This window comes from Streptomyces boncukensis (assembly GCF_011045075.1).
In the GTDB taxonomy this organism is placed as follows: Bacteria; Actinomycetota; Actinomycetes; order Streptomycetales; family Streptomycetaceae; genus Streptomyces; species Streptomyces boncukensis.
This window is the reverse complement of sequence record NZ_JAAKZZ010000319.1, coordinates 1-8,844: the sequence shown is the minus strand read 5'-3', so window position 1 is coordinate 8,844 and position 8,844 is coordinate 1. Positions and strand designations below refer to the sequence as shown.

The window sequence follows — 8,844 nt, the reverse complement described above, 5'->3', positions numbered from 1 at the left end:
GCCCCCGCCGCTCCCCCTGCCCGTCTCCACCGCTTCCACCGCGAACGCCCAGTAGACGGCGCCGACGAGCCCGTAGAGCACCGCCGTCAGATGGACGGGGACGGCGGCCCGGCGCAGCAGCCCGCGCACGACGGCGGCCCGCGAGCCGCCGTCCGTGCCCGGGTCCGTCCGTGCCCGGGGCCGGGGGCCGCTCGGCAGCACGCGGGCGTTCCACAGCGTCGCCCCCAGCGCCAGCACGCCGAACAGCACCCACACCGCCCGCCACCCCGTGTCCCGCGCGACCAGCGCCAGCGGGCCGGAGACGGCCACCGCGCACGCCGTACCGGTGGCGATCGCGCCCAGTACGCCGCTCTGCCGCGCGGGCGGCACGAGCCGGTCCACCGCGTCCGAGTACGGCGCCCACGCCCACCCGGGGCTGCTCCCGGCCAGCACCAGCCCCGTCACCAGCCACCCGGTGCCGTCCGCCGCCGCGACGAGCAGCGTCCCGGCGGCGGCGCACAGTCCGCCCGTCACCACCAGGGGCCGGGGGCCGAGCCGTGCGACCAGGGCGCCGACGGCGAGCAGCGCGGCGAGATACCCGGCGTAGCCGAGACTGCCGATCAGGCCGACGTCGGCGACGGACAGCCCGAAGTCGGCCCGCAGATCGGGGAGGAAGAGGCCGTAGCCGTAGCGGGCGAAGCCGAACGAGACGCCGATGGCCGCCATCCCGGCGCCGGTGAGCTGCAACGTTGTCCGCGGGGTACGCATGGGGCCCACCCTTCCTAGCGGGCCTCCCGCACACCATTGGCGTAAACGACAGGATCCCGTAGATTTGCGCCATGAACACCGAGCACGCGGCGATCCGGGTGGCCGTCCCCGTCCTCACCCCGGTCTCCCTCTTCGAGCTCGCCGTCCCCTGCGCCGTCTTCGACCGCCCGCGCTACGCGCTCACGCTCTGCGGCACGGCTCCGGAGGGCGGCGGCCAGGGCCCGCCCGGACTCCGGCTGGAGACCGAGCAGGGGCTGGAGGCCCTGCACGAGGCGGACCTCGTGGTCGTCCCCGCCTGCGTCATGGGCGACTACGAGCCGCCGCCCGCGCTGCTCGAAGCGCTGCGCGCGGCGCACGCGCGGGGCGCGCGGATCGCCTCCCTGTGCTCCGGCGCCTTCGTCCTCGCGGCGGCGGGCCTGCTGGACGGGCGGACGGCCGCGACGCACTGGATGTACGCGGACGAGCTGCGCCGCCGCCACCCCCGGGTCCGGGTGGACGAGCACTCGCTCTACGTCGACGACGGCACCCTGCTGACCAGCGCGGGCACCGCCGCCGCCATCGACCTGTGCCTGCACATCGTGCGGAGCGACTTCGGCGCGGGCGCCGCCGCCGAGGTGGCCCGCCGCCTGGTGGTCGCCCCGCACCGGGAGGGCGACCAGGCGCAGTACGTACCGTCCCCGCCGCCGCCCGGGTCCGCCGGCGGGCTGGCCCCGGTGCTGGACTGGGCCGTACGGAGGCTGCACGAGCCGCTGACGGTGGGCGAGCTGGCCGCCCGCGCGGGGATGAGCACCCGTACATTCGGGCGGGTGTTCGTACGGGAGGTCGGCGTCACCCCGCTGAAGTGGCTCAACCGGCAGCGGGTCGCCCGCGCGCGGGAGCTGCTGGAGTCGACGGACCTGCCGGTGGAGGTGGTCGCCCGGCGGAGCGGACTGGGCACGGGAGACGGCCTGCGCCAGCACTTCCGGCGCACCCTGGGAACGACCCCCGCGACCTACCGCCGCACCTTCCGCCCCTGACCCCGCCGACCCGCTCCCGGCGCAACCCGCGTCCGGCGCAACGGGGCAGCCCCTGCCGGGACAGGGGCTGCCGGCACCGGGCGCTACCGGGTGCGGTCCCTCCGCTCCTGGCGGCGGCGGCGCAGCCGGTTGACGGTCACCGGATCGTGGGCGAGCGCCCGCGGATCGTCGAGCAGCGCGTTCAGCAGCTGGTAGTACCGCGTCGGCGAGATCCCCAGCCGCTCCCGTATCGCCCGCTCCTTCGTGCCGGGCGCGGACCAGCCGAGCCGCTCCAGGGCGAGAATCGCCTCGTCCCGGTCGCTCAGACCGCTCCCCGCCCCGTGCTCGCTCATAGCTCCACGCTACTCCGAGCGCTGCGCCGTCTCGGCCTTCCGCTGGATCGCACCGAGGACGGAGCCGGGGTCGGCGCCCTCCTGGACGGCCTTGCCGATGTTCTTCTTGACGTCCGCGCTGACGCCGGCCCAGGAGATCTTTCCGGCGGGGTAGAACTCGGCGTCCGGGAGCTGGTCGAGGAACGGCCACAGGTCCTTGTGCTTGCTGTCCTCCCGCATCCGCTGGGTGGCGGAGGTGGTGACCGGCATCAGGTCGTAGCGGTCGGCGAAGGCGTAGTGGTTCTTGAGCTTGTAGATGAAGTCCAGGAACTTCCCGCACTCCGCGCGGTGCCCGCGCTGCTTGAACGCCATCATCCAGTCCGCGACGCCGAGGGTGGACCCGGACGGCCCGGTCCTGCCGGGGATCTTGCCGGTGCCGTAGGAGACCTTGCCGCGTTCGGCCTGCTGCATCAGCGTGGGGTGCCCGTTGAGCATGCCGACCTCGCCCTTGCTGAAGGCGTCGAAGAGGGTCTGCCGGTCGGTGCGCGCCGGGTTGCTGCCGGTGAGCCCGTCCTTGACGAGGTTGTCGCGGATCCAGGTGAAGGTCGCGATGTTGGCGGCGGAGTTGATGGTGTAGTTGCCGACGGTGTCGGTGTAGGCGCCGCCTCCGCCGAGTATCCAGATGAGGGTCTCGGCGGGCGCCTCCTCGGGGCCGAGCGGCAGCCCGTAGGGGTACTTCACGCCCGCCGCCTTCAGCTTTCCGGCCGCCTTCCGCAGCTTCGGCCAGCTGTCCGGCGGGTCGTCGGGGTCGAGGTCGGCCTCGCGGAAGAGGTCCTTGTTGTAGAAGAGCAGCCGGGTGCTGGAGACGAACGGCAGCCCGTACGCCACCCGCTTCACCTCGCCCGCGTCGGCGAGGCCGGGGAGGAAGTCGGCCTGGACGGGGATCGAGAGCAGGTCGCTGACCTTGTAGAGCTTGCCGTCCGCCGCGTAGTCGGCGTACGCGCCGATCTGGGCGACGTCGGGCGCGTCGCCCTCCTTGACCATCTCCTTGACCTTGCGGTCGACGTCGTTCCAGCTGTAGACGGACACGTCGACCTCGATGTCCGGGTGCTTCCTGGTGAAGGCGGCGGTCAGCTCGTTCCAGACCTTCTGCGAGCTGTTGGCCCCGCTGTCGCCGTAGTCGGCGGCGACGAGCTTGAGGGTCACATCGCCGGAGCCCGAGCCGCTGCCGCAGCCCGCCGCCGTCGCGCCGACGGCACCGGCCGCGCCGGTGGCAGCGGCCAGGCTCAGAAATCGCCGTCGTTCCATCATCGTTGTCCCCTCGTACCCCTGCCGTTGCCGGGCGTTCACCTGGTGAGCGCGCCACGGGTCGTGCTGTTGCCGTGCTGTGTGGTGTGGTGCGGCGGCGGTACGCCGTCCGCGCCGCCGGAGGCGTAGTCTCCTCCGGTCAACCCAATAGGTCTACACCACTGTGGGCATTACCACGGAACTCCCCGGGCACGGGAGCACGGGAGCACGGAAGCCCGGGTCGGCCCGGAAAGATCCTTGAAGTGGACTAGACCTATTCTGGGCTCTCGCGGGAGACTGGAGCGTGTGAGCACCCGTGAATATGTGATCGCCCTCGATGTGGGCGGCACCGGAATGAAGGCCGCCCTGATCAGCTCCGGCATGGAGCTGCTGCACGAGGCGCGCCGCCCGACCGAGGGGGACCGGGGGCCGGAGGCAGTCGTCGAGGGCGTCCTGGCCTTCGCCGCCGAGCTGCGCGCCGTGGGGGTGGAGCGGTACGGGACGGAGCCGCTGGCCGCCGGGGTCGCGGTGCCGGGCACCATCGACGAGGCGGCGGGCATCGCCGCCTTCTCCGCCAACCTCGGCTGGCGGAACGTGCCGTTCCGCGCGCTGCTGCGCGAGCGGCTGGCCGACGGCCGCCCGGACGCACTGCCCCCGCTGCCGGTCGCGCTCGGCCACGACGTCCGCACCGGCGGCCTCGCCGAGGGGCGGATCGGCGCGGGCGAGGGCGTGGACCGCTATCTGTTCCTGCCGGTGGGCACCGGCATCGCGGGGGCCATCGGCATCGACGGCAAGGTCGAGCCGGGAGCGCACGGCAGCGCCGGAGAGCTCGGCCACGTCGTCGTCCGGCCGGGCGGCCCGCCGTGCGGCTGCGGCCAGCGCGGCTGTCTGGAGCGGCTCGCCTCCGCCTCGGCGGTCGGCAGCGCCTGGGCCGAGGCGTCCGGGGATCCCCGGGCCACGGCCGCCGACGCCGCGCAGGCCGTCGAGCAGGGCGACCCGCGCGCGCTCGCCGTGTGGCGGGACGCCGTCGACGCGCTGGCCACCGGCCTGGTCACGGGACTTACGCTGCTCGACCCGCGCACACTGATCATCGGCGGCGGCCTGGCCGAGGCAGGCGACACCCTCTTCGTACCGCTCCGGGAGGCGGTCCGCGAGAAGGTCACGTTCCAGCCCCTCCCGGACATCGTGCCCGCGGCTCTCGGTGACGCCGCCGGCTGCCTGGGCGCGGGACTCCTCGCCTGGGACCTACACTCCGCGGAGGTGGCGAGTCGATGAGGCCCACGAGCAAGCGAACGGTGCTGACCGGAGCCCGGGTGGCGCTGCCGGACGGAGTCCTGGAGGACGCCGCCGTCACCGTCGAGGGCGGCACCCTGACCGGCGTGGGCCCGTCCGGGACGGACGCGCCGTCCCGGACGGACGGCCCGTCCGGTGCGAACGGCGGCGCCGAGGTGCTCGACCTGGCCGGGCACTGGATCGTCCCGGGCTTCGTGGACATGCACGTGCACGGCGCCGGCGGGGCCTCCTTCTCGGCCGGCACGGTCGAGGAGACGCTCACCGCCGTCCGCACCCACCGGGCGCACGGCACCACCACCCTCGTCGCCTCCACCGTCACCGGCGACCTGGACGACCTGTGCCGCCAGGCCAGCGTGCTCAGCGAGCTGGTCGAGCAGGGCGAGCTGGCGGGCGTCCACTTCGAGGGCCCGTTCATCTCCTGCGAGCGGCGCGGCGCCCACGACCCCGCGCTGCTGCGCGACCCCGACCCCACGGACGTACGCAAGCTGCTGGACGCGGCGCGCGGCACCGCCCGGATGGTGACGCTGGCGCCCGAGCGCCCCGGCGGCCTGGAGTCGGTGCGGCTGCTGGCGGACCACGGCGTCATCGCGGCCGTCGGCCACACCGACACGACATACGAGGGCACCCGCGAGGCCATCGAGGCGGGCGCCACCGTCGCCACCCACCTCTTCAACGCCATGCCGCCGCTGGGCCACCGCGCCCCCGGCCCCGTCCCCGCACTGCTGGAGGACGAACGCATCACCGTCGAACTCATCAACGACGGCACCCATCTGCACCCCTCCGTCGTCGAGCTGGCGTTCGCCAGAGCGGGCGCGGACCGGGTCGCGTTCATCACCGACGCCATGGGGGCCGCCGGCATGCACGACGGCCGCTACCCGCTCGGCCCGATGGAGGTCGAGGTCCAGGACGGGGTGGCCCGGCTGGTGGAGACCGGCGCCATCGCGGGCTCGACGCTCACCCTGGACACCGCCTTCCGGCGCGCCGTGACCATCGACCGCATCCCGGTGCCCGAGGTGGTCCGCGCGATCTCCACCAACCCCGCCCGGCTGCTCGGCGTCGCCGACCGGGTGGGCACCCTGGAGCCGGGCAAGGACGCCGACCTGGTGGTGCTGGACGCGGACTTCGCGCTGACGGGCGTGATGCGGCGCGGCGAGTGGGCCGTTCACCCGTCCGGGGCAGGCGAGCGGCGGGGTGTGCTGGAAGGCTGACCACATGGCATGATCGCTCGCGCGTTCGCAGTGCCGCGTTCGTCGTACTGGGAAGCCAGGGTGAGGGTGGTGCGCACCAGATGTTTCTGACGGTCACGCTCAATGCCGCGCTGGACCTCACCTACGGCGTACGCCATCTGGAGCCGCACGCCTCGCACCGGGTGCGGAACGTGACGCAGCGGCCCGGCGGCAAGGGGCTCAACGTCGCGCGGGTGCTGGCGGCGCTGGGCCACCGGGCCGCGGTCACCGGCTTCGTCGGCGGCGGCACCGGCCGCGAGCTGCGCGCCCTGCTGTCCGACTCCGGCGGGGTACGGGACGCGCTGGTGCCGGTGGCGGGCGCGACACGCCGCACGGTGGGCGTCGTGGACGAGTCCACCGGCGACACCACCCAGTTCAACGAGCCGGGCCCGCACATCTCCGCGGCCGAGTGGGACAGCTTTCTGGCCACCTACCGCGACCTGGTGCGCGCCGTGGACGACCCGCCGCGCGCCGTCGCGCTGTGCGGCAGCCTGCCGCCGGGCGTCCCGGTCGGCGCGTACGCGGCGCTCATCCGCGAGGCCCGCGCCGCCGGAGTGCCCACACTGCTGGACACCAGCGGCGAGCCGCTGCGCCGCGGACTGGCGGCCCGGCCCGAACTGGTCAAGCCGAACGCCCGCGAGCTGGCCGAGATCACCGGCAGCACCGAGCCGCTGCGCGCGGCGCGGGGCGCCCGGCGGCGGGGCGCGCGCAGCGTCGCGGCGTCCCTCGGCGCCGAGGGCATGCTGCTGGTCACCCGCGACGGCACCTGGCAGGCGGCCCCCGCCGAGCGCCTGCCGGGCAACCCGACGGGCGCGGGCGACTCCGCTGCCGCGGCGCTGCTGTCCGGCTTCGCGGAGGACCTCCCGTGGCCGGAGCTGCTGACGCGGGCCGTGGCGCTGTCGGCCGCGACCGTGGCGTCCCCGGTGGCGGGCGAGTTCGACGCGCCGACGTACGCGCGCCTGCTGCCGGGGGTCCGGGTGAGCGAGCCCAACGAGCCCGACATCCCCGCGTAGCCCTCATCCGCGGGGACACGCTGACGCGCCCGCAAGGGGCGCGGGGCTCCCGGCTCCCGGCATCCGGCATCCGGCATCCGGCTCCCGGCGAGCTGTGGGACGCTACTTCACCCAGCCCCGCTTCAGCCAGAACTGGTCGAGGACGAAGTCGCACGTGTTGCTGTCGCCGCAGGCGACCTGCACCCGGTTGGTGCCTTCCTTCAGGTCGATCCAGGAGTAGGTCTCCGCCCAGCCCGCCTCCCAGTCCCCCTTCTTCGCCCCGGCGAAGTTGGACATGTTCAACGGCCGGTCGCTCTGCTTGCCGTTGACACTCAGCGTGGAGTCGGCGTCCTTGCCGGGCACCCCGTAGCGGACGAAGACCGTGTACTTGCCCGACTCCGGGATGTCCTTCAGGGTCCAGGTGACCGAGGCCCCCGGCTTGTCCATGCCGCCGACGTACGCGCCGCCCGCGCTCTGCGCCTTGGCCACCTCGGTCTGCTTCGTCGCGCCGCCCGCGAGCGTCGCGTCGGCCGCGTCCGTGCGGGAGGGCAGCCCGGTGGGCTTCGGCTTGTCCTTCGCCGGCTTCTTGTCCCCGTCCTTGGGGTTCTTGGGGTTCTTGTCCTCGTCCTGTCCCGGGACATCGTTGTTGTCCGACTGCCCCTGGCTCTGCTTGCCGGAGTCGTCGTTGAAGACTATGGCCGCGCCGATTCCGACGATGACCGCCGCGACCACGGCTATGGCCCCGATCAGCAGCCCGTTCCGGTTCTTCCGGGGGCCGCCGGGACCGCCGCCGGCGGCCGCGGCCTGCCGCCGCGCCGCCGCCCGGCCGCCCGGCATGGTCTCGGGAGCAGCGTAGTGCGCGTTGGGCTGGTGCGGCGGCAGACCGGGCCCGGACCCCGGCTGCTGACCGGGTGCCGCCTGCGGCGAGGGCCCCGCCTGTGCCCCGTACTGCCGCTCCCCCACGGCACGGACCTGGGCGTACGAGCGACGGGGGACACCGGGCTGCTGGGCGCTGCCGCCCGCGCCGCCCTCCTGCCGGTACAGGTAGGCGAACGGGTCGTCGTCGCCCTCTGGCGGCGGCGTGCCCGTGCCGTTGTTCTCGGCGGTCATCCCCTTCACTCCCTACTGCTTCAGGTACGCGTGAGCCTACCTGCCCCGGACTAGCCGGGCGCTCGCACCGGAAAGATCCACAAACCATCCACAGGGGGCCGCACTTGGTCAACGCGGACCCTCCCCGAAGGCTAGTGCCTGTGCGACGGAGTTCCGTACCGGGCGGATCCGGCCGACCCGCTCACCCCGCCCGCCGGTGCCCCTTGGAGCGGGACCGCTTCTCCACGTACATCCGCTGGTCGGCGGATTGCAGGATCTCCTCGGCCGTCATCCCGCAGCTCGCCCAGCCGATGCCGAAGCTGGCGCCGACCCGCACCGAGCGGCCGTCGACGCGGATCGGCGGGATAATCGCGTTCCGCAGCCGTACGGCGAGGTCCTGCGCCTCGGAGGGGCCGAGCCCGTCCGCCAGCACCACGAACTCGTCGCCGCCGAGCCGGGCCACGGTGTCGTTCTTGTCCCGCACCCCGGCGGAGAGCCTGCGGGCGACCTCGATGAGCACCGCGTCGCCGGAGTGGTGGCCGAAGCGGTCGTTGATCGACTTGAATCCGTCCAGGTCGCAGAAGAGGACGGCGAGCCCCTTCTCCCCGGGCCCGTCGCCCTCTGGCGGCATGACGTGCGCATGGTATGGATCGGGCCCGCCCGGACCTCCGGGCCCGCCCGGCCCGCCGGGTGCCCCGGGGAACCCGGCGAGACCGGGCACCTCGGACAGCCCCGGACCGCCCGGCATATCGGTCACACCCGGTATCACCGGCATCCTCGGATCCATGGCCGAACCCATCGCCGGGTCCATGGCCGGATCCATGCCGGGTTCCATGCCCGCGACATCGCGCCCCGCGGCCTCCAGCCGCGCCACGTCCGAGAG

9 protein-coding genes are annotated in these 8,844 nt (G+C 74.1%); 4 read left to right on the top strand and 5 right to left on the bottom strand.

Translation table 11 applies throughout. The features are described from left to right. The coding region (locus G5C65_RS25080) for an MFS transporter (protein WP_165301194.1) at nucleotides 1-747 on the bottom strand (747 nt) is incomplete at its 3' end. 71 nt (nucleotides 748-818) lie between these two features. Here G5C65_RS25080 and G5C65_RS25075 point away from each other — a divergent pair. Further along, nucleotides 819-1,763 (top strand): GlxA family transcriptional regulator, encoded by a 945-nt coding sequence (locus G5C65_RS25075; RefSeq protein WP_165301193.1) that lies wholly within the window; start codon nucleotides 819-821, stop codon nucleotides 1,761-1,763. Between the two features lie 83 nt (nucleotides 1,764-1,846). Here G5C65_RS25075 and G5C65_RS25070 read toward each other — a convergent pair whose 3' ends face one another. Together G5C65_RS25070 and G5C65_RS25065 are read right to left on the bottom strand one after the other, a co-directional pair. Further along, nucleotides 1,847-2,095, bottom strand: coding sequence for a DUF3263 domain-containing protein (locus G5C65_RS25070; protein ID WP_165301192.1), 249 nt, complete (start codon nucleotides 2,093-2,095; stop codon nucleotides 1,847-1,849). Between the two features lie 9 nt (nucleotides 2,096-2,104). Continuing rightward, nucleotides 2,105-3,382, bottom strand: a complete 1,278-nt coding sequence (locus tag G5C65_RS25065) for an extracellular solute-binding protein (RefSeq protein WP_165301195.1) — start codon at nucleotides 3,380-3,382, stop codon at nucleotides 2,105-2,107. Between the two features lie 285 nt (nucleotides 3,383-3,667). Here G5C65_RS25065 and G5C65_RS25060 point away from each other — a divergent pair, with 285 nt between their 5' ends. The 3 genes from G5C65_RS25060 to G5C65_RS25050 all read left to right on the top strand — a co-directional run bounded on the left by G5C65_RS25060 (nucleotide 3,668) and on the right by G5C65_RS25050 (nucleotide 6,893). Beyond that, on the top strand, nucleotides 3,668-4,636 hold the full coding sequence (locus tag G5C65_RS25060) for an ROK family protein (RefSeq protein WP_165301191.1): 969 nt from the start codon (nucleotides 3,668-3,670) through the stop codon (nucleotides 4,634-4,636). Next, nucleotides 4,633-5,862, top strand: a complete 1,230-nt coding sequence (gene nagA / locus G5C65_RS25055; protein ID WP_165301190.1) for an N-acetylglucosamine-6-phosphate deacetylase — start codon at nucleotides 4,633-4,635, stop codon at nucleotides 5,860-5,862. The genes G5C65_RS25060 and nagA overlap by 4 nt, the downstream gene beginning before the upstream one ends. An 80-nt stretch (nucleotides 5,863-5,942) precedes the next feature. After that, the gene (locus G5C65_RS25050; RefSeq protein ID WP_165301189.1) at nucleotides 5,943-6,893 is read left to right on the top strand and encodes a 1-phosphofructokinase family hexose kinase; all 951 of its coding nucleotides are present in this window, start codon (nucleotides 5,943-5,945) and stop codon (nucleotides 6,891-6,893) included. Nucleotides 6,894-6,995: 102 nt separating this feature from the next. On the opposite strand, the gene G5C65_RS25045 is transcribed toward G5C65_RS25050, so the two are convergent. Further along, nucleotides 6,996-7,982, bottom strand: coding sequence for a carbohydrate-binding protein (locus G5C65_RS25045; RefSeq protein WP_165301188.1), 987 nt, complete (start codon nucleotides 7,980-7,982; stop codon nucleotides 6,996-6,998). A 181-nt stretch (nucleotides 7,983-8,163) separates the two neighbouring features. Beyond that, the coding region (locus G5C65_RS39540) for a GGDEF domain-containing protein (protein WP_241266034.1) at nucleotides 8,164-8,844 on the bottom strand (681 nt) is incomplete at its 5' end.

Excerpts from the sequence above, each read along its gene's own strand:
- G5C65_RS25075 (WP_165301193.1), top strand. The coding sequence starts at position 819 with ATGAACACCGAGCACGCGGCGATCCGGGTGGCCGTCCCCGTCCTCACC.
- G5C65_RS25070 (WP_165301192.1), bottom strand. The coding sequence starts at position 2,095 with ATGAGCGAGCACGGGGCGGGGAGCGGTCTGAGCGACCGGGACGAGGCG.
- G5C65_RS25065 (WP_165301195.1), bottom strand. The coding sequence starts at position 3,382 with ATGGAACGACGGCGATTTCTGAGCCTGGCCGCTGCCACCGGCGCGGCC.
- nagA (WP_165301190.1), top strand. The coding sequence starts at position 4,633 with ATGAGGCCCACGAGCAAGCGAACGGTGCTGACCGGAGCCCGGGTGGCG.
- G5C65_RS25050 (WP_165301189.1), top strand. The coding sequence starts at position 5,943 with ATGTTTCTGACGGTCACGCTCAATGCCGCGCTGGACCTCACCTACGGC.
- G5C65_RS25045 (WP_165301188.1), bottom strand. The coding sequence starts at position 7,982 with ATGACCGCCGAGAACAACGGCACGGGCACGCCGCCGCCAGAGGGCGAC.